A 19948-nucleotide genomic window follows, 5' to 3' on the forward strand; every position below is an offset into this window, starting at 1 on the left:
ACAATCTATATTAACTATGAGGATATTTTATGCAGCAGCAACTGCTTACATGGATACGTCAATTCAATGAGGAGTATGCCCAAGTCGCTTCTCTCCTACTCGTTTTAACCATTATTTTTCTTGTCGCAATCACTCTTCATTTTATTTTGCACAAGTTAGTCTTACCTAAAATTTCCAAAGCAATAAATCAGTACGATCAGAAATGGCAACTTTCTCTAGAAATAAATAAACTATTTAGCCGTTTTGCTTTTTTAATCCAAGGCGTTGTTGTTAATATCCAAGCGCTGGTGTGGATGGGGGCGGGTAAAACACAAGAAATTCTCACCACCAGCGCCCAAGCGTGGTGCTTAATTTTTGGCTTGTTAATGCTTTTCTCTATTATGGATCTCTGTATGCAGATCATGAGAAATTCATCCTCGTTTGGTCGATTACCATTAAAAGGTATTTTTCAAAGCTTAAAACTCGCTGCCTCTGTGCTGATTGGGATAATGATTATTTCCCTACTTATTGGTAAATCACCCCTTATTTTACTCAGTGGTCTAGGCGCCATGACGGCGGTATTAATGTTGGTGTTTAAAGATCCTATTATGGGATTAGTTGCTGGTATTCAATTATCAGCAAACAACATGATAAGCCTTGGTGACTGGCTAGAAATGCCTAAATATGGTGCTGATGGCGCCGTCATTGATATTAGTTTAACAACCGTTAAAGTGCGTAATTGGGATAATACGGTGACGACTATTCCAACTTATTCTCTCATTTCAGATTCCTTTAAAAACTGGCAAGCAATGACAAAATCAGGAGGACGTCGTATTAAACGAAGTCTTGCTCTTGATATTAACAGCATCCATTTTTTAGATAAAAAACAACTTGATGGTCTAGAAAAAGCTCACTTGCTGGCTCCTTATATAAAAAATAAGGAAAGTGAAATTAATCAATTCAATGCAACCTTGGGCAATGAATGTCAAACATCATTAAATCAACGTGGTATGACCAATATTGGAACCTTCCGTGCGTATGTTGAAGCTTACTTAAAAAATCATCCTAATGTTCATAAGCAAATGACGATTATGGTAAGACAATTAGCTCCAACCTCGAATGGGCTTCCCATTGAAATTTACGCCTTTACGAACACCACTGTTTGGATTCAATACGAGGCGATTCAATCAGATATATTTGATCATATCTTTGCTACTTTGCCTCAATTTGGCTTAAGGGTTCACCAATCTCCAACCGGAAATGATGTAAGAGCACTCAGATTTCCTGTCGAAAATAATCCACAATAAATTAATTTGTATTAAGTAAAAAAGGAGAATGATTCTTCTTTTTTACTTTTCTTATTAACAAATATTAATAAGTTTCTATTTTATTATCATGTTAACAATCTTGTTTTTTATATTTTAATTATTATCGTTATGTTATTTTTTATATATCGATTGATTGTTGGATCCTATTTGAATGATAATTTTTTACCACTAAAGTAGTATATTATCAAAAAATGTAACCATTTGTTTAATAGTTATTTTTTTAGATAACCTTATTAACATTTTTTATATTGATATAAATCATTATAGGTATGAGGGTTATAACTTAACATATATATACAACTTTACTTGTTGTGAAAAATGTTAGGGTAATGTCAATGTCAAAAATTAAAAATAATACTTCTATTACTGAAATGAGCCGGCGTGGGTTCATTCAGTCTGCGGCTGTCCTTTCAGGCGCTGCTGCTGTGGCAGGAACGGTAGCATTACCTTTCTCTGCAAATGCTCAAACTCCCCAGGGTATCCGTCCTGATGAGACAGCGGAAACTATCAAATACAGTGCGTGTTTAGTGAACTGTGGTAGCCGTTGTCCATTAAAAGTTCATGTGAAAGATGGCGTGATCCGCCGTATCTCTAATGAAACGATGTATGATGATTCAACTTTTGGTCTTCATCAAATTCGCCCATGTTTACGTGGTCGTTCCGTTCGTTGGAAAACCTATAATCCTGATCGTTTGAAATACCCAATGAAACGCGTTGGTAAACGTGGTGAAGGTAAATTTGAACGCATTTCTTGGGATGAAGCGACAACAATCATCGCTGAAAACCTAAAATCTACTATTGAAAAATATGGTAATGAATCCGTTTATTACCAATATGGTTCAGGCTCTACAGGTGCAAACTTACATGGTCGAACTGCATGTAAACGCCTATTAAGTACAGTGGGTGGATTTTTAAGTGACTACGGTACTTATTCTTACTCTCAGTTAACCGGGATCCTGCCTTATGTTTATGGTGGCATGGAAGAGTCTTTATTAACTGAAATTGAGAACTCAGATTTAGTTGTGATGTTTGGTCATAACTTAGCTGAAACCCGTATGTCTGGTGGTGGTCAGTTCTATGAAACGCTGACTGCGTTAGATAAGAGCAAAAGTAAAGTTATCATCATCGATCCTCGCCGTACTGATAGCGTAACAACGTTGGGTGCAGAGTGGATCCCTATTTATCCGGGTACGGATGCGGCACTAGTTGCGGCATTAGGTTATGTCATGATCCAAGAAGGTCTGACTGATGAAGCTTTCTTACGTCAATATTGCGTTGGTTGGGATAAAGAAACGCTTCCTGCTTCAGCGCCTGAAAATGGCTCTTATAAAGATTACATTTTAGGTAATGGTACCGACGGCATTGCAAAAACACCTGAGTGGGCAAGTAAGTTAACTGGTATTTCTGTTAGTCGTATTATCCAATTAGCGCGCGAAATCAGTAATGCCAGAGCAGCATGGATATCTCAAGGTTGGGGTATTCAGCGTACAACTAATGGCGAACAAGCTTGCCGTGCCATTATGATGCTACCTTTGATGACGGGTCATATTGGTCGTCCAGGTACAAATACGGGTTGTTGGGGTGGTAACGTTGCTTACCCAGTTGCAAGCTTTGCGCTTCCTAATCCAGTTAAAACCCTCATTCCTACCTTTATGTGGTCTGAAGCCATTGCTCGTGGTGAAGAGTTAACCAGTAAAAACGCGGGAATTAGAAATAAAGATAAACTTGATACTGGCATTAAATTTATGTGGTGCTATTCCAGTAACGTGATTGGTAACCAACACGCAGACTTGAATAAAACGCATGAATTACTGCAAGATGAATCAAAATGTGAGTTTATTCTAGTGTGGGATAACCACATGACGCCATCTGCAAAATATGCTGATATTTTACTACCAGATGTGACGACGGTTGAAACTGACGACCTTATCAATAACTCTTATGCTAGTGGTGCTTATCACTACTTTGTCCGCCTGCAAAATGCGATTGACCCACTATGGGAAAACCGCCCATGCTACGATGTTTTAACTGACATTGCAGAAAAATTGGGAACTAAAGAGCAATTTACAGAAGGTCGTACCTACCAAGAGTGGATTGAGTTTTGTTATAACCAAATGCGTGATAAAAACCCTACATTACCTGCGTTTGCAGAAACAAATGATATGGGCATTATTGATCGTAAATTACCAAGTCGTAATAAATACGTTGCTCTTGAATCATTCCGTCAAGATCCTATCGCTAATCCATTAAAAACAGCGACAGGTAAAATCGAAATCTATTCTGAAAAACTGATGCAAGATACTGAAGGTTGGATTTTACCTGAAGGTGACCGCATTCCTGCTATTCCAGAATATTGTAAGAATGAAGAAGGTGTTGAAAACGTAACATTGAAAGAGAAATTCCCTCTGCAAATGACGGGCTTTCACGATAAAGGTCACGTTCACTCGAGTTATTATAATGTGGCAATGTTACGCGAAGCGATCCCTCATCAATTTTGGTTAAATCCAATTGATGCACAAGAGCGCGGTTTAAAATCTGGCGATATCGCAGAGATTTATAATAGCCGTGGTCGCTTAAATATTCGAGTAAAAGTAACAGATCGTGTATTACCTGGCGTGATTGCAGTGCCACAAGGTGCATGGCGAGATCTTGATACAACAGGTGTCGATAAGGGTGGATGTATTAACACATTAACAAGCTGGCACCCATCGCCGTTTGCTAAAGGAAATCCACAACATACAAACCTTGTTGAAGTGAAACGTGCATAAGGAGTTAACTCATGAAGCAATATGGTTTTTATTTTGACTCCACTAAATGCACTGGCTGTAAAACTTGTCAAGTCAGCTGCAAGGATGAAAAAGAGTTAGATTTAGGTCCTAAATTCCGTCGTGTTTATGAATACGGTGGTGGTAGTTGGGCTAAACAAGATGGTATCTGGACACAAAATATCTATAGTTATTATTTATCTATATCTTGTAACCACTGCTCTAATCCAACGTGTGTTGCTGGTTGTCCAACGGGGGCAATGCATAAACGTGAAGAAGATGGTTTAGTGGTTGTTAACCAAGATATTTGTGTAGGTTGCCGTTATTGCGAATTGCGCTGCCCTTATGGTGCACCACAATTTGATGAAAAGAAAAAACTCATGTCTAAATGTGATGGTTGCTATGAACGTGTAGCACAAGGCATGAAACCGGTTTGTGTTGAGTCTTGTCCTCAACGTGCGCTGGACTTTGATGATATTGAAGTCATTAGAGCAAAACATGGTACTGAGTGTGGTATTGCACCAATGCCAGATCCTAGTTTAACTAACCCAAATATCGTCATTAAGGCACATAAAGAAGCAAAACCTTCTGGTGATAAAACCGGTTCAGTTCAAAATGCGGCGGAGGTATAAACCATGCATGAACTTCCTCTAGTTTTTTTTACTGTATTAGGTTCTTCAGCAGCAGGGCTGTTTCTTATTGCCTATATCAGTAAAAAATTAGGTCAGATTGATCAAAACCAATTACGTAATGCGAATATCTTGGCATTAATATTAATGTTAATCGGATTAGGTATTGGTGGATTACACGTAGGACAACCACTGCGTTTCTTTAATATGCTGTTAGGTGTTGGTCGTTCACCAATGAGTAACGAAGCATTTCTAAGTGGCGTATTTACTGGATTTGCATTTGCTACAGTGGCATTAACAGTAATGAAAAAGTGGAATGGTTTACGTGAAGTTTGTAACCTATTTACCGTTATTTTCGGGTTAGCTTTTGTATGGTCAATTCCGCAAGTTTATCATATTGCAACAATTGCTAATTGGAATACCGATTACACAACACTGCAATTTTGGATGACACTGTTAGTGGGTGGTGGCGTTCTTGCTATGGCAACAGGTGCAAGACGTTTAGGTGCGTTATCTTTTATTATTGGCGCTATTATCACCTTAGCAACGCGTTCAGGCTACGTTAGTTTCCTTGGCTTTACCGGACCAGAACTAAGTGCAGAACAGACTGTTTTCTGGGGATTTCAGCTTGCAGTACTTGCATTAGGTATTGTGATTGTTGGTTTTACCGCGCTAAAAGCACAAGCATCAAAAATGACGCTAGCAACTTGCGCTGCCGCAGTGATTATTGCTGAGTTGTCGGGTCGTATTGCCTTCTATAATTTGTGGCATATTACGATGTAATCTTGATTTTCTTAAAGCGTACACTTTAAGCAATAAAAGCAAAATGCATACCTTTTTAGGTATGCATTTTTTTTAGAATGATGAACCAGGTTGTTGTAAAAACAGGATTTCTTCTGGTGTAGACTCTCTGGCTAAAACTTCATTGCGGTGAGGATAACGACCATATTTATCAATAATTTCTTTATGCCGAAGCTCATATTGATAAGTATTTTCATCATTTAATTGAGAAAACAGAGTAAGTGCATCTTGGTGAATTTTTTTCGATTCAGAGTGCATAAAGGGCATAATTAAAAACTTTCTTTTTACTGGGGTTAAAGAAAGATATTCGGGTTGACGAATTGCCTCTTGCGCTAAAATAAGCGCCATATTGTCTTGAGAAAATGCCCGCGGTGTATCTCGCCAAATATTACGTGAAAATTGGTCAAGTATAATAACTTCACCCAAACGCCCTTCAATACTTTCTCGCCAAAATGAAAGCTCTGCTCGGCTTGCTTCTTCACAAAGCAACCCAAATCTATCTTTAATTTTTTTATCGAAAGAAATATCTTTTTTAAACCACTGCTCAGGGGTGCATTCATCAAACCAAAAAGTTAAAACCGCTTGATAAGGATTCATATTGATAACCACGCTGTCGCTTATTAGTGAAACACTCGCTTTCGTTTTACCTTAGTCATTATCTCCAAACTACCCTACTTTTGATAGCGACGCATCTTAAAAGTTGATTAATTTACTAATCCTATTATTCATTTAATAAAAAAATAAATCCCCTTTGGATCTATTCAAAGGGGATTTAAATCGCTTCCTAGAGAACACTTATATCCATTAAGTGACGCCATCCATAAGCTACTTATCTACTCAAAATATTGATAACAATATTTTTTTCGACCCTACATTTATTGTTTTAGGACCTTTTTGATTAAATAAATACCAAGTAACCTAGACACTATGCCGATAAAACAACCAACTAAAAAGCTTAAAAAAAATTATCACCATATTAATAAATATTACAAATAGCGCTAAGAAACTCTTAAAATAAGCATTAGTACCTAACAACCTTTATTGTAATTAAATACGCTTAAAATTCAATATGATAAGAAAAAAACAATTTAGAACCATTCTGGAATAGAGACTTATTTTGTATAAAGTAAAAGGAGATCAAATATGAGATAAATGTTTAAAAAACACGCATTGCTAATGACATTTGTTCAAATATTTGCTCTATTCCTCTGTTTCTTTAACAAAATTGGAGTACAATTCTGGTAGTTTACTTACTGAATGAATTGCCATGTCTACCATTGCTGTTATTGGAATAAGCTACCTTGTCGGTGCTGTATTATCATTTATTATTACTTTCTTTTTAACGAAAGATCCTAGTCTTGCCATGCGCCTGCTTAGTGCGTTTCTCATTGCTATAACTTGGCCATTAAGTTTCTTTATGGCGCTTGTTTTCTCTATTTTTAGCTAATTGTTTATCATAGACCCATAGTCTATCTGCTTTTCTATTTGATACTTTTATATTTATGACCACTCTATTTGATAAATTAATTTAAATTTAAAATAGATATATTATTTTTTATTATTTTAAAAATAAAAAATAAATATAAAGTAAATATTGAACACTCAATCAATAAGGAATTTTCAAATGGCTAATGTTAAGGTAGTAGATTCAGGTATAGCAGATACATTTTACGCTATAAATATCGCATTCAATATAGATAAGAAAAACTTTTTACTTTCCTTAAATAAAGATAAGAAGTATGAAACAAGGAGTATTCTTCCTTCGGGTAAATTAGGAGCACATATTGAAGATAAGACCTTTCAACATTATTATGACTATATGCAAGTTATCTATGATGCCTTTAGTAATAAACAGTATTTATGTTGTATATCGACAGAAAATAAATTCTTTGAACTATTTATTATTCAAAATGATGCAAAACTAATACCAGCAGAAACTTATGATTATATTGATGGATTTAATAAGACAGCTGCTTTATTTATTATTGATGGTAAATTTTATGCTTATATCCAAAGAGAATTAGATAGATCATGGGAAATTACCTTAAGAAATGCATAACTTTCTCTTTATCAAACAAATAAAAAATAAGTAAACATACTCCATTGCTTAAAAAGGTCTATTATATAAAATAATAGGCTTTTTTTCGATTCGAAAACGTCTATATAACAAAAATACCTTTAATACTAAAAATCATTAGTTTAATTTTTTAAAAATAGCTCTTTTAGCTTAGATTTTCTCGTAAAAAGAACATCTAATGCTTCGCTATTTTATTTTATTAACATTTGGTTGAGTGCTTTTACTTAAAACCATCGTTATATCAGCACTAACCTTTTGATTAAAAATAAAAGAATAGATTTCCATTAACTTGATTTTTATTATACGTTTACAAATAAGTGTAAAAACATTACAGTATTTCATGTAAATTAAACTTATTAATATTTTCTATATTTTAAAAATAGAGTTTCTACTTAGAGTCAAAATATGTTTAGTGAAAATGTCATTACCGATATTATCTATTGGATTGAAGAGAATTTAGAGAAAAACCTTAGTTTAGAAAGCGTTTCACAAAAATCAGGTTACTCAAAATGGCATCTTCAACGCATGTTTAAAGAGCAAACAAACTTGACACTAGCGTCTTATATAAGAGCTAGGCGCCTCTCTTGTGCTGCGATTGAACTGCGATTGAACTGCGTTTACAGCGTACACCACTACTTGATATCGCATTAAAATATCGTTTTGACTCTCAACAGACATTTTCTCGTGCTTTTAAAAAGCTATTTGATATAACACCTTATGACTATCGTCGAAAAGCAAGTTGGCAAGCATATGGTTTTACCTTACCTTTAAGAAAATTTGCAGGCTACAATCTGGATATGCAAATAGTTGATATTGAAAATCTATCACTGATTGGTATCAACCATATTTACAAATCTAACTCTATTGAGTGGAATTTAAATACTGAAAAATATCGCAAAGAGTATTGGGCAATGTTCTTTAAAAAAGCGCTTTATCATCATAATAAAGTTTATGCCACTCATAATATTTTATCTGAGCAAAAAAATAATCTGGTGATTAGCTATGCCACGATGATAGAAAAATCAGCAGATATGGATAACAAAACATTGGGTTATACTGAAACAATCAGTAATAGAAAATATTTAAAAGTGACGCTTACATCAGAATTATTAAAGCTAGATTATAAAGATATTATTTATAATATTTATGGGATATTGATGAAAAAATTAAATATTCCAAGAAAAAAAGGGTCACCTGATATTGAAGAATATATTTTAAAAGATGATTATCATGTTTTAGACCTTATTAACAAACCGTTATCTTTAATTAAAGACGTTAATTATTATATTCCTATTGATATTAAGTCAAACCCCACTGAATAGTCTAATATAATATTTTTATAAACTAGTTTACTTTTCCTTAGTCATAAAATATTCTTATGCTTTATTTTCTAATAAGGATATTTTATGAAATGGTATTTTCTAGCACTTAAAAATTATTTTAATTTTTCAGGGCGAGCTAGACGCAAAGAATATTGGATGTTTACCCTAATAAATATCATTATATTTATGTTTTTTATGATATCTATTGTAGGGTTACGTGAGAAAGGAGAAAGTTCTCCTGTCAGTACGGCTGGATTAACGCTTATTGTTTTTTACTACTTATTTACCATAATTCCTTCCTTGTCTCTTTGTGTTCGACGATTTCATGATCAAGACCGCTCAGGCTGGTTTGTATTGCTACTGTTAATCCCAAGCCTTGGTCCACTTATTGTTTTTGTTTTTATGTGTATCGAGGGTACTAAAGGTAAAAACCGTTTCGGTTCTGATCCTAAACTCAGCAATTTTTAGTAACTTTTATCTGATTTAAATAGTAATGTTATATTTTTATAACATTACTATTATTTGGATTTATTAAAATAATAAATTATCTCAGGATCATCTTTGTCTAAGTTATCAACGCTACCACTTTCGACAAAACCTAATTTAGCTAACATACTTTGCATTTTAAGGTTGGACTGATTAGTAGATGTGAAAATTTTATCTGTTTTTGATAGCGCTTTAAAATAGTTGATCAATTTAGAACCAATCTCTTGTTGACGATAGTTTTCATCCACCATGATCAATTCAATAAAACCACACTGAAAAAAGCGATAGTGAAATACGCCATAAGCCACAATCACAGAATCAACAGCTACAATATAAAGCTCGTTATTATCAATCCACGCTTTGATTTCTTCGATTCGTGAAGAATGTGTTTGTGCATAGGTGTCTAGCTCAATAAGCGCAGAGAGATAATGATAGGTGACACGTTTTATTTTCATGGTAGTTTTTATAATAAAAAATTTAAATGAATAATAATGAAATTTATAATAACGGATACTATAATAGTATCAGTGTAATATTAAAGCTAATCATTTATAATTTCAGCATTAAGAAATACACTAAAAATAGTAAATTTATTTAGTTAGCAACAAAAACTTTAATTATTCCCGTATTAACCCCTACTATTTACCCTCGAGTATCTTCATTTACATAAACACCTTCTTCATTTAGCCAATTCTAATGTGACACACCGTTCAGTACCAAGAGCGGACATTATAAAAATTAAGGCACGTTTATCTATTGAGTAGAATCAATCCAACAATACCCATAAAGCATTTATAATTTATAGGGTGTTTCAATCTTACTAAACTGACAGATGGTTCTTTCTATTTTTAAGATTTGTTGTATATCAGGCTAATTGGACTATCGTTCCCCCACTTCAATGTTTCTTTTGCGACGTCGTCCATATCAATGCGGTAGGCTATCAGCAATAGATTTGACTGAAAAGATGGAATGTTCTAAGTCACTGTAATTATTTGTAAGTGTTGTATCCACCGCTATAAATGTCATGTTTTTACGCAAAAAAACTGCCACTTGCTAACCAGGTGTAGAATACTTAACAGAAGGCTAAAAATATGAAGATTAAACCCTTAGTTGAGAAAGAAATAAACCGATTTGAACCAGGTAAAATTTTCACCTATAGAGATTTAACACCATATCTTTCAAGTCCTGAAACAACGGTGAAAGCTATCAGTCGCCTAGTGAAGAATGGTGACATTAAAAGGTTTGCTAAAGGTCAGTTTTACCGCCCGAAAAAGGGATATTTGGTGAAATGCAACTGAGTGATACCGAGAAGCTGAAAATCTTCATGTATCGAAACGGGGTGCGGAGAGGTTATGTCACGGGAACAGGTCTTTATAACCGACTAGGACTAACTACTCAGATTCCCAAAACAATTACCATTGCCAGTGACAAATCACCACAGCGTAAGGATCTCGGTACCATCGAGGTGAAATTAGTGAAAGCTAAAGTGCCCGTTTCAGAATCTAACAGGGAGTACCTTGAGATTCTTGATGTTCTTTCCAATATTAAGAAAATACCGGACAGTAATCCATCAGAAGTCATGAAAGTGATAGCGAAAAAACTGAAGAATATCAAAGAAGATGGTCTTTGTGAGCTTATTAACTTGGCAAATTTTTATTCGCCTGCAACGAGAGCTTTGTTAGGATTATTGATAGAAAACATTAATATAAATCTGGCTTTGAATCTCAAAAAACGGCTAAATCCTACTACCCGTTATCGGATTGGGCTCAACAGTTACTGGGATAATGCAGAAGAATGGAATATTGAATGAACCTTCATAACAACCAGGACGCATTTCTGGAATTGATTAACCGAACAGCAGAGTATTTTAAGATCCCAGAAGTTTATGTTGAGAAGGATTACTGGGTACACACGTTCTTCTCCAATTAAGCCAGTCTGAGTTCAGGGACGATTTTGTTTTTAAAGGTGGAACGGCGCTATCCAAGTTTTTTGGTCTAATCCAAAGATTTTCAGAAGATGTTGATCTAGCCATGTTTAACAATCGGGGGCTAAGCGGCAACCAGATTAAAAATCGCATGAAGAGTGCTGAGGAAACGATTTCTGCCTGATTGACATATATTAAAAAACCTAGTGAGTCTAAAGGAAGTCAATCTCCAACACTTTACCTGCAGGAATTTTAGGATCTGTTGAAAAAATACGAGCGGTAAGTTTGCGCATAGGTGCAGCGGATGCACCAATAACTGCGCTCGCAATATCAATATAGCGAGTTTGTTTAATAGACATATTTATCCTTAAATACGAGATAGATTAGAAATAAGTAAATTTGTTGCAGCAGTGTCTAAAGATAAGGTGCTGGAAAAGGTGACATTAAAATCAAATGATGGGTTATGTTCATAGCTATTTCCCTCATTTACTATTGGTGCTCGCCTTATTTCAGTGGCGCGCTGTATCCCTATTCCCATTTTTCTCATTGATTCAATAAAAGGTAACGAATTTACTATCATTCGTGTTATTCGTATTAAATCACCTGTTGTTAAATCTGGGTGTTGCTTAATAAAACCTTGAACCTGAAATGTTAATTCAGTCATTTGTTGTTCTTTATGATTCGCATTATTGCCTTGAATATTATAATTTCTTTTTTGCCAACCTTGACCGACCTCCTTTATGGGAAAAAATAGGATAAGATTATTATCTTGTTTTTTTTCTGGTTGAAAACCAGCAATAACTTCAACGTTAATATTTGCTGATGCTAGCTGTTTTAATAATTGTTCACGAATGGCAGAATTAATATCATTATCTTTCATTTCACCTCCTTGATATCACACTCCCTTTTCTTTTAAAAATAAGTATTTATTTTTAATTATAGGAATTTATTATTTTATACACTCTTGCCGAATATAATCTTGTAAACCTAATATGATCTGTTCTGATCCTGCCATTCGCTCTCGGAGTAACCAATAATTTCTGATAGCGGTGTCAGTAGGTCTGGCGGTGATTGCATCATCCAAGCTGGCGGCGGAATTATTGGTGACTTTAGGGCACTCTGCTTTGATGTACACCCTATCAGGAGTGCGTTCACTAATATCACGCAACCGACCAATTTCTTTTTTTGCATTAGTAAGTTCCTGTAAATGATTATTATCAAGTTGATTAAGTTGACTAACTCTTAATTGATAATCTCTATTTGTAGCCATTTGTTGTGAGAGCTCTTGCGATATATTGAGATATTTTTTATTAAGTGTTTGATGTCTATCAACCAACCAAAATAGTCCTACGGTTAAAAATAGAGTCGTTATCACCATCACTTTGGATAGGGTATTCATAATAATAACCAAGCACTTTCATAAATTTTTTCAGAATAAGGCTGATATCCAAGTTCAATATTAACAATAGCGACAGCTAACGGAATTGTGATATTTTTCAGTTGCGTATTAATTGATTTATTAGCCTCAACACCAATCTCTTTTGATGCACGATTAATATAACCGACTGTATTATTTTCATTAGGTGGCGCATAGCGATTAATAATGTCATTAACTGTATTTAATCCATATCTATTTTGATATGTCTGCAATAACTTATAAATAGCTCTAATACCATATTCAGGGGATATAAACTGGCAAAACTCTTTATCGGTTTGTTGTAGTGATAATCCTTGCCATTTTGAACCATGTCGAATATTACCGGGATTATTATTGCGCTCACCTCGCGCTATTTTAGCCATTTTTTACTCCTGCTCTTCCTTTAAGGAGTTTGCTGACAGAATCGACACCCACATAACCAATAAATACACTGGCTAAGTAAGCAAACTCATGATTAATATTAAATAAGATTAAAATATCTTTAATAAACCAAGCAAACATTGCACACATCAGCCCATCAATGGAGGTTTTTTTCCATCCTCCGCCGTTGTATAAACCTCGAAGAATAGCCATTCCTCCAGCTAGAGAGGCTGATATTCCCTGCTCTTTCATTGAAGAAAGAGCAAAGATTATCTGTTCCCATAGATCTGGATTTTCTTTCATTATTTCTCATGGCTTACCTCCAATAGGAGGAAATATAATTAATAAGACACCCGCTTACAGCACTTATATTTAAGTACTGCTTTAATTTAATATGGATGTATTTAGGCTTTATTTATCCAAAAAGATAAATAGTTGAAATAAAAAAGACCACGATTGTGATCTTCCATTTTTAATAAGACGTTATTATTCAATACTGTGAATAGGTATTAGTTACTGAAGCTTAAATCATAAACTGTAGAGACAAAAAAGCCCCACCGAAGTGAGGCTCTCTCTATTCTGTTGTGAGGTCTTTAGATACAAATCTCTCACTGTGGGGTTATAGTATGCTAGTCTTTCCTTAAAGTCAATATCTAATTTCTAACAAAATACATAAAAATAGAAAATTATTACTTGTTAGTGACTTCTTGGAGAATTTTCTCTGATAAAGACTCTTCTTTAAAGCACTCTTCAACTAAGCTTTCAAACAATGGTTTATAGTTATTGTATGCAACTGTCTTGGAAACACTTGCTACTGTTTGTACTTGTTCTAATACTTCACTAAATTTTAAACGGGGATAGCCACGCCCTGCACATTGAGTACAAGATTTAAAAATAGAAACACCTTGTTTTTCACTCTCTTTTTTATCAAGAATTTTACCTCGCCCATGGCAGCGACAAGCTAAACGAATTTCTGCTTTACCTTTGCAGGTGGGACAAACAACTCGAGTTACCTCGCGTACTTCACGATAAATAGTATTATTGACCGGTTTCATTTTACGTTCGGTGGCGGTTTTATTGTTCACAAATTCTTTTACAGGTTTCGTGGTATAACTTTTTGTTGTAAAAACTTCAACGTCTATAAATCCGTTACGACAATCAGGACAAGCCTTTTTACTTGCCGCACTGCGCGCATAATCTTGAAAAGCATAATTTGCGATGATACGTAGAGCTTCGCTCTTTTCATTTTCAATCAGTTTATTAATAGCTTTATATTTATAGACTTGCGTTAAAGCATATTGATAAAGGCTCTCTATTGCCTCTTCTGGCTGATTAATATTATGTTTAGCTAAAAAAAGCTCTATACCCATACGCCCTTTACGCGTTGCTAAACTAATTGATGTCATAACATCTGTTATTGAAAGCGTATCTACCGCTTTAACTGATCTTACATCACTCAGAACAATACTTTTTGGTGAAAAATATTTTGGTAAGTCTGCTAGTCTCATTTAATGCTCCTTTTGATTTCCTATCACTTCTAACTTGGTCATCCATGTACCACGACAAGGCATGGCATTTATGCATCTTAATCACCCGCATTTTATGGCGTTATCTCAACGTGATTTGACTTACCACTCTTGCGTTGGTTTACTTAGTTAATTTTCTGTACATTTCGCACTTTTATTAACTGTTGGTTAATGTTATATTTTAACCAAAGTGGCGTCAAGCAGCAAAGGAAATTAACCAATGGTTAAAAATGATAATAAAATGGAGTTCACAAAAAGGCTTCAAGAAGCCTGCTTAGATTCAGGGATTGCAGGTCGAGGCTTAGGTAAAAGAATTACAGATGCATTAGCTGAACAAGGCATAAAAGTTAGTGCCCCTGCGGTATGGAAGTGGTTAAACAGTGAATCTATTCCTGATTCCACAAATATATTAGCACTCAGTCACTGGCTCGATGTTAGGGCTGAATGGTTAGAATATGGACGAGGTGCTAAAAAGAACGATGGTATTTCTGTAACAGAAATGACACCTGTTGATGATTGGGATAATAATACACCAATAGAACGAGATGAAGTTGAGATCCCTTTCTATACTACAATTGAGTTAGCAGCCGGCTTTGGTAGTTGTACCACGGATAATCAGAAGGTGGAATTGTTGAGATTTTCTCGTTCTACGTTTAATCGCTATGGAGTACAACCTAGTGATGCCGTTGCCTTTAAAGTTCACGGTGACAGTATGTCCCCTGTTATTCCTGATGGTTCTGTTGTAACTATCAGTACCAGCCATACAAAAATCGTTGATGGCGGCATTTATGCCATTCAACAAGGTGATCTTTTAAGAGTCAAAATTCTACATCGGCTCCCTAATAACACAATTATTATACGTAGCTACAATACGATAGATTACCCTGATGAACGATCCACATTTGAAGAGGTGAAAATTTTAGGGCGTGTATTTAATTGGTCAGTAATGGGCTGGTAATCATTTAGTTTATGCAAAAACACGACTTCTTTAGTGGTGTTTTTATTGTCGTTTTAACATTAAATCTCACAAAAGAAAAAACCCGTTACCTCTTGCGAGATAACGGGTTCTTAATATGGTGCCGGCTACCGGAGTCGAACTGGTGACCTACTGATTACAAGTCAGTTGCTCTACCAACTGAGCTAAGCCGGCTGATTCTGGCGGAAGGATAGAGATTCGAACTCTAGGATGGTTTCCCATCGGCGGTTTTCAAGACCGCTGCCTTCAGCCACTCGGCCATCCTTCCATAGCGCGGAATTATGCCTATCTCTCAGCGCTCTGTCTAGTCCCGAAGATAAAAAAAATCATTTTTTTATCTGTTTGCTTAAAGTTCATGCAAATATTGGTTAAAAAAGGATAACTTATTAATATAGCGGTCGAATAACGCATCGATGGAATATAAACAGTATAGGTTTCTATTCCTACTGCTCTAAAAAATAGCAGTATAATAAAATTTAAACAAAGAAAAAACCCGTTACCTCTTGCGAGATAACGGGTTCTTAATATGGTGCCGGCTACCGGAGTCGAACTGGTGACCTACTGATTACAAGTCAGTTGCTCTACCAACTGAGCTAAGCCGGCTGATTCTGGCGGAAGGATAGAGATTCGAACTCTAGGATGGTTTCCCATCGGCGGTTTTCAAGACCGCTGCCTTCAGCCACTCGGCCATCCTTCCATAGCGCGGAATTATGCCCATCTATCGGCGCGCTGTCTAGCGCTGAATATAAAAAATTTCTCTTTTTCTGTTTGTTTGCTCAAAGTTCACTCGAATATCCCTTTTAAAGTGATAAGCTGTTAATATATGGAATGAATGCTGGTGGTTGTTTAACCAATAATTATCTTCTACTTACTTCGTTTTTAAAGGTTCGCAAACTGAATGCGCAAACTGACTCAATTAAAACCAAATACATTGACCCGTATATATGCCCTGTTTCTTATCTTTCTGGTCATATCTCTATCTTTATATGCCTATAGCTACTTTAACGCTTGGCTAGACAATAAAAAAAATGCACTGAATAACACGACGCATAAATTTGCATTGCAAGTCGAAGATTACCGTTATCACTCAAACCAGCTTTTTCAATTATCAAACAAAATGGCAGATTCAACCACATATCCGCCAATGCGCATCAATCCCATAAAGTTACGTACCGACGTTTATTGGCTTGAAGGCAGAGATCAAACTGTTGATACCATTGTATTTGGTAAATCAAATGAGCATACCTTTCAACTTGCAAGACGCTTTGCCAATTCGCTAGAGATCCTTTGGGGTGTTCGTAATGACTATAGCTCGCTTTATTACCTTAATGGTAAAGGCAATGACCTTATATTAGTTACCACACACTCAGTACTCAAACCTGAGATACGTTATAAAGAGAGTTACTTAACTTTAACGGCTGAGAACAAACGCTCTGAACTTTTAATGCAATCGACAGCATTAGATGAAAAAGAGAGCATCTCCCCGATTAGGAAAATGTCTACAGAAAACATTTATTATTATACTTATCGCATCATGTTTAATGTGCCAGGGCAACTCACGAGTGTGATTGCATTTGATCTGCCGATAAATAATTTTCTTCCTTATGAATTGCAGCCTCAGTATTTAAGATTACTGCCTACTGGTCAGCAGACAATCTATGATAAAAATGATATTGAAGTTTCTACCGATGGCACTTCACTCATATTTTCTCAGCCAATTGCTGGGATCCCTTATTCGCTTTCTTACGAATATCCTTTAAAAACCATTATCACAGAAATCACTTATAAAAATATCTGGCTATTAGTTAGCCTATTATCTTTTCTTCTGATCTCAATTTTTGGTCATATCTATATTCGCAACAAGTATGTTTATCCCTATATCTCAATGACTCGTAATCTTCGTATCAAGGAAGAGATGACGAATGACATTATCTCTAATCTTCCTATCGGATTATTGGTATACAATTTTTCATCTAACCATAAGATTATCAGCAACAGTCACGCTGAGAAGCTACTACCTCATATTGATCTATCAAAGATCCGCCAAATGGCGATAGAGCATAATGGTTTGATACAAACGGCTATCAATAATGAGATCTATGAAATTAGGACCAGCAATAACAACAATATCGATAATACGTCTCTATTCATTTTTCTGAATAAAGATAATGAAGCGTTGATCAATAAAAAATTGCAATTAGCACAGCAAGAATATGAAAAAAATACTATTGCTCGACGTAAAATCCTTTCCAATATGTCATTAGAGCTAATGCGTCCTATCAAAGACATTAATGGAATGGTTTATCAATTCAAAGAGTTATTACCTGAAGATATTCATCAACAATTGCTTAGTCTACTATTGGAAAAAACTAACTATATTTCAGAGTGGATAGAAAACATTACGCTAATTAATAAGTTAGAAAACCAGGAATGGAAAATTCATAAAGATGAATTTGAACTTTCAACACTTGTAGAATCTATTCTTTTAACAACTACTCCTTTTATGATAAGAAAAGGATTAACACTTTATTTTCATAACAATATAAGACCTGGTTTACTTTTAATTAACGATGGACCCGCATTAAGTAAAATTATTTTATCATTGATTAATTATGCCATTAGTACGACTAATTATGGAAAAATATCCGTCAATTTAAATTTAGTGAAAAATAAAGATAAAGAAGAAATACTTATTGATATTATTGATAGTGGAAGTGGTCTGACACCACAAGATATTGCTAATATTAAATATCCATTTCTTGGGCAAGCAATGGGTGATAAATATTATTCCAATTCAGGAATTATTTTTTATTTATGCCATTTGTTGTGTAAGAAAATACAAGGAGATTTAACTATTAAGAGTCAGGAAAGTATTGGTTCTCATTTTCGTATCGTACTACCATACCAGCATATTGATACTCAAGAACGAAGCTTTGACGTATTATTAGAGGGAGTAAGCGCAAAACTTGCCATAAAAAACCCTGAAATAGAAAAAATCGTTTGCCAACAGCTTGATAAATATGGCGCTACATACTTTGATAAAAATAAAGAGAATCTTTATCCTGAATACGATATCATACTTAAAGATACTCCTGATGATAAAGCAGAATCAGCAACAATATTATTAGTTAGTTCTATTGTTGGATTTGAAAAAATATCAAAAAATTTAATAAAATGTAACTATAACTTTGGTGATGCATTAATAGAGGCTATTACTTATTTGATTGAAGAAAATGAGTCATTAACTCTAAAAACAACTCAAGCGTGTATTTTAAATGAAAATAATAACCTTGATAATCACGAAGTAATTCTTAATAATTATAGACAGAAGCTGGATGGTAGTGATTATAAGGAGCTATTTATCAATACTGTTCCAATTGATATTGAAAAATTACATTTAGAGGCAACTAATAAAGACTTTCCTTCTCTAGCCCAGACTGCACATCGCCTAAAAGGGGTTTTTGCCATGTTAGATTTGGAGTATCTCAAAGAGAGCTGTGAATATTTAGAGCGTGACATAAAAAATCATAATGAATTAGAGATAAAAGAACGTATCAGTCAACTGGATAAATGGATTCAACAGTTGCTGCAGCAAGGTAACAATTAAACATGAATAACCTTAATATTATTATTGCCGATGATCATCCAATTGTTTTATTCGGCATTCGAAAATCTTTAGAACAGATAGAATGGGTTAATGTTGTTGGCGAGTTTGAAGATTCAACTTCACTTATCAATAACTTATCAAAGTTAAATGCTGATGCCCTAATCACCGATCTCTCAATGCCCGGTGATAAATATGGTGATGGTATTACATTGATTAAGTACATAAAAAGACACTATCCTAACTTGTCTATTATTGTGCTAACCATGAATAACAACCCTGCTATTTTAAGTGCAGTGCTTGATCTTGAAATTGAAGGTATCGTTTTAAAACAAGGCGCACCAACAGATTTACCAAAAGCTTTGGCAACGTTACAGAAAGGCAAGAAGTTTATGCCTGAGAGCGTTCAAAAACTACTAGAGAAAGTAAATGCCAATGGTTACGGAGATAAACGCCTGTCACCAAAAGAGAGTGAAGTCCTAAGATTGTTTGCTGAAGGCTTCCTTGTCACTGAAATTGCTAAAAAACTTAATCGTAGTATTAAAACGATTAGTAGCCAGAAAAAATCAGCAATGATGAAGTTAGGTGTTGATAATGATATTGCTCTACTCAACTACTTATCATCAGTGACTATCGATAAGGAAATTAACGGCGACGATTAGTCTGTTCGTTAACTTATTTTGGCAGTACCGATAAAATCAGGAAGCTCGTACCCTTTGTGGGAGCTTCTCTG

23 protein-coding genes and 4 tRNA genes are annotated in these 19948 nt (G+C 34.9%); 15 read left to right on the forward strand and 12 right to left on the reverse strand.

Annotated elements, in window-relative coordinates; genetic code table 11:
* Positions 1–29: 29 nt before the first annotated feature.
* From ABN099_RS05820 to ABN099_RS05835, 4 genes are all read left to right on the forward strand, one after another.
* Positions 30–1286, forward strand: a complete 1257-nt coding sequence (locus ABN099_RS05820) for a mechanosensitive ion channel family protein (RefSeq protein ID WP_349462739.1) — start codon at positions 30–32, stop codon at positions 1284–1286.
* Positions 1287–1642: 356 nt separating this feature from the next.
* A complete protein-coding gene (locus tag ABN099_RS05825; protein ID WP_349462740.1) occupies positions 1643–4075 on the forward strand; it encodes a DMSO/selenate family reductase complex A subunit in 2433 nt (810 codons plus the stop codon).
* An 11-nt stretch (positions 4076–4086) separates the two neighbouring features.
* The gene (locus ABN099_RS05830; protein WP_349462741.1) at positions 4087–4704 is read left to right on the forward strand and encodes a DMSO/selenate family reductase complex B subunit; all 618 of its coding nucleotides are present in this window, start codon (positions 4087–4089) and stop codon (positions 4702–4704) included.
* A 3-nt stretch (positions 4705–4707) separates the two neighbouring features.
* Entirely contained in the window at positions 4708–5484 is a 777-nt protein-coding gene (locus ABN099_RS05835; RefSeq protein WP_349462742.1) for a dimethyl sulfoxide reductase anchor subunit family protein, read from the forward strand.
* Positions 5485–5556: 72 nt separating this feature from the next.
* Here ABN099_RS05835 and ABN099_RS05840 read toward each other — a convergent pair whose 3' ends face one another.
* Complete coding sequence (locus tag ABN099_RS05840; protein ID WP_349462743.1) at positions 5557–6099, reverse strand: DUF924 family protein; 543 nt, start codon at positions 6097–6099, stop codon at positions 5557–5559.
* Between the two features lie 670 nt (positions 6100–6769).
* On the opposite strand from ABN099_RS05840, the gene ABN099_RS05845 reads away from it, so the two are divergent.
* From ABN099_RS05845 to ABN099_RS05865, 5 genes are all read left to right on the forward strand, one after another.
* Positions 6770–6949 (forward strand): GhoT/OrtT family toxin, encoded by a 180-nt coding sequence (locus ABN099_RS05845; protein ID WP_349462744.1) that lies wholly within the window; start codon positions 6770–6772, stop codon positions 6947–6949.
* A 177-nt stretch (positions 6950–7126) separates the two neighbouring features.
* Entirely contained in the window at positions 7127–7561 is a 435-nt protein-coding gene (locus ABN099_RS05850; protein ID WP_349462745.1) for a hypothetical protein, read from the forward strand.
* Between the two features lie 423 nt (positions 7562–7984).
* Positions 7985–8230, forward strand: a complete 246-nt coding sequence (locus ABN099_RS05855; RefSeq protein ID WP_349462746.1) for an AraC family transcriptional regulator — start codon at positions 7985–7987, stop codon at positions 8228–8230.
* 146 nt (positions 8231–8376) lie between these two features.
* Complete coding sequence (locus tag ABN099_RS05860; RefSeq protein ID WP_349462747.1) at positions 8377–8901, forward strand: effector binding domain-containing protein; 525 nt, start codon at positions 8377–8379, stop codon at positions 8899–8901.
* A gap of 84 nt (positions 8902–8985) precedes the next feature.
* On the forward strand, positions 8986–9369 hold the full coding sequence (locus ABN099_RS05865; protein WP_349462748.1) for a DUF805 domain-containing protein: 384 nt from the start codon (positions 8986–8988) through the stop codon (positions 9367–9369).
* Positions 9370–9419: 50 nt separating this feature from the next.
* Here the strand turns inward: ABN099_RS05865 and ABN099_RS05870 are convergent, their stop codons facing one another.
* Positions 9420–9842, reverse strand: a complete 423-nt coding sequence (locus tag ABN099_RS05870) for a GNAT family N-acetyltransferase (protein WP_349462749.1) — start codon at positions 9840–9842, stop codon at positions 9420–9422.
* A 636-nt stretch (positions 9843–10478) separates the two neighbouring features.
* Between ABN099_RS05870 and ABN099_RS05875 the strand changes: the two genes are divergently transcribed.
* From ABN099_RS05875 to ABN099_RS19040, 3 genes are all read left to right on the forward strand, one after another.
* On the forward strand, positions 10479–10685 hold the full coding sequence (locus ABN099_RS05875) for a hypothetical protein (RefSeq protein ID WP_349462750.1): 207 nt from the start codon (positions 10479–10481) through the stop codon (positions 10683–10685).
* A complete protein-coding gene (locus ABN099_RS05880; RefSeq protein ID WP_349462751.1) occupies positions 10676–11197 on the forward strand; it encodes a hypothetical protein in 522 nt (173 codons plus the stop codon). The genes ABN099_RS05875 and ABN099_RS05880 overlap by 10 nt, the downstream gene beginning before the upstream one ends.
* 91 nt (positions 11198–11288) lie before the next feature.
* On the forward strand, positions 11289–11495 hold the full coding sequence (locus ABN099_RS19040) for a nucleotidyl transferase AbiEii/AbiGii toxin family protein (RefSeq protein ID WP_432807491.1): 207 nt from the start codon (positions 11289–11291) through the stop codon (positions 11493–11495).
* Positions 11496–11523: 28 nt separating this feature from the next.
* Here the strand turns inward: ABN099_RS19040 and ABN099_RS05885 are convergent, their stop codons facing one another.
* The 6 genes from ABN099_RS05885 to ABN099_RS05910 all read right to left on the reverse strand — a co-directional run bounded on the left by ABN099_RS05885 (position 11524) and on the right by ABN099_RS05910 (position 14617).
* Complete coding sequence (locus tag ABN099_RS05885; protein WP_349463133.1) at positions 11524–11670, reverse strand: hypothetical protein; 147 nt, start codon at positions 11668–11670, stop codon at positions 11524–11526.
* Positions 11671–11678: 8 nt separating this feature from the next.
* Entirely contained in the window at positions 11679–12191 is a 513-nt protein-coding gene (locus ABN099_RS05890; RefSeq protein WP_349462752.1) for a phage gateway protein, read from the reverse strand.
* A 69-nt stretch (positions 12192–12260) separates the two neighbouring features.
* Entirely contained in the window at positions 12261–12710 is a 450-nt protein-coding gene (locus ABN099_RS05895) for a lysis protein (RefSeq protein ID WP_349462753.1), read from the reverse strand.
* Positions 12707–13111, reverse strand: a complete 405-nt coding sequence (locus tag ABN099_RS05900; RefSeq protein ID WP_349462754.1) for a structural protein — start codon at positions 13109–13111, stop codon at positions 12707–12709. The genes ABN099_RS05895 and ABN099_RS05900 overlap by 4 nt, the downstream gene beginning before the upstream one ends.
* Positions 13104–13412, reverse strand: coding sequence for a phage holin, lambda family (locus ABN099_RS05905; RefSeq protein WP_349462755.1), 309 nt, complete (start codon positions 13410–13412; stop codon positions 13104–13106). The genes ABN099_RS05900 and ABN099_RS05905 overlap by 8 nt, the downstream gene beginning before the upstream one ends.
* 386 nt (positions 13413–13798) lie before the next feature.
* Positions 13799–14617, reverse strand: a complete 819-nt coding sequence (locus ABN099_RS05910) for an antitermination protein (protein ID WP_349462756.1) — start codon at positions 14615–14617, stop codon at positions 13799–13801.
* A 238-nt stretch (positions 14618–14855) separates the two neighbouring features.
* On the opposite strand from ABN099_RS05910, the gene ABN099_RS05915 reads away from it, so the two are divergent.
* The gene (locus tag ABN099_RS05915) at positions 14856–15593 is read left to right on the forward strand and encodes a S24 family peptidase (RefSeq protein ID WP_349462757.1); all 738 of its coding nucleotides are present in this window, start codon (positions 14856–14858) and stop codon (positions 15591–15593) included.
* A 116-nt stretch (positions 15594–15709) separates the two neighbouring features.
* Here the strand turns inward: ABN099_RS05915 and ABN099_RS05920 are convergent.
* The 4 genes from ABN099_RS05920 to ABN099_RS05935 form a co-directional block, all read right to left on the reverse strand.
* Positions 15710–15785: transfer RNA gene (locus tag ABN099_RS05920), tRNA-Thr, on the reverse strand.
* A 6-nt stretch (positions 15786–15791) separates the two neighbouring features.
* Positions 15792–15879: transfer RNA gene (locus ABN099_RS05925), tRNA-Ser, on the reverse strand.
* 259 nt (positions 15880–16138) lie between these two features.
* A tRNA-Thr gene (locus ABN099_RS05930) sits at positions 16139–16214 on the reverse strand.
* A 6-nt stretch (positions 16215–16220) separates the two neighbouring features.
* A tRNA-Ser gene (locus ABN099_RS05935) sits at positions 16221–16308 on the reverse strand.
* A 201-nt stretch (positions 16309–16509) separates the two neighbouring features.
* On the opposite strand from ABN099_RS05935, the gene rcsD reads away from it, so the two are divergent.
* The gene (gene rcsD, locus ABN099_RS05940; RefSeq protein WP_349462758.1) at positions 16510–19218 is read left to right on the forward strand and encodes a phosphotransferase RcsD; all 2709 of its coding nucleotides are present in this window, start codon (positions 16510–16512) and stop codon (positions 19216–19218) included.
* A 2-nt stretch (positions 19219–19220) separates the two neighbouring features.
* Positions 19221–19877, forward strand: a complete 657-nt coding sequence (gene rcsB / locus ABN099_RS05945; RefSeq protein ID WP_349462759.1) for a response regulator transcription factor RcsB — start codon at positions 19221–19223, stop codon at positions 19875–19877.
* Positions 19878–19948 lie beyond the last annotated feature (71 nt).

This window comes from Proteus hauseri (genome assembly GCF_040139125.1).
Lineage (GTDB): Bacteria > Pseudomonadota > Gammaproteobacteria > Enterobacterales > Enterobacteriaceae > Proteus > Proteus hauseri_B.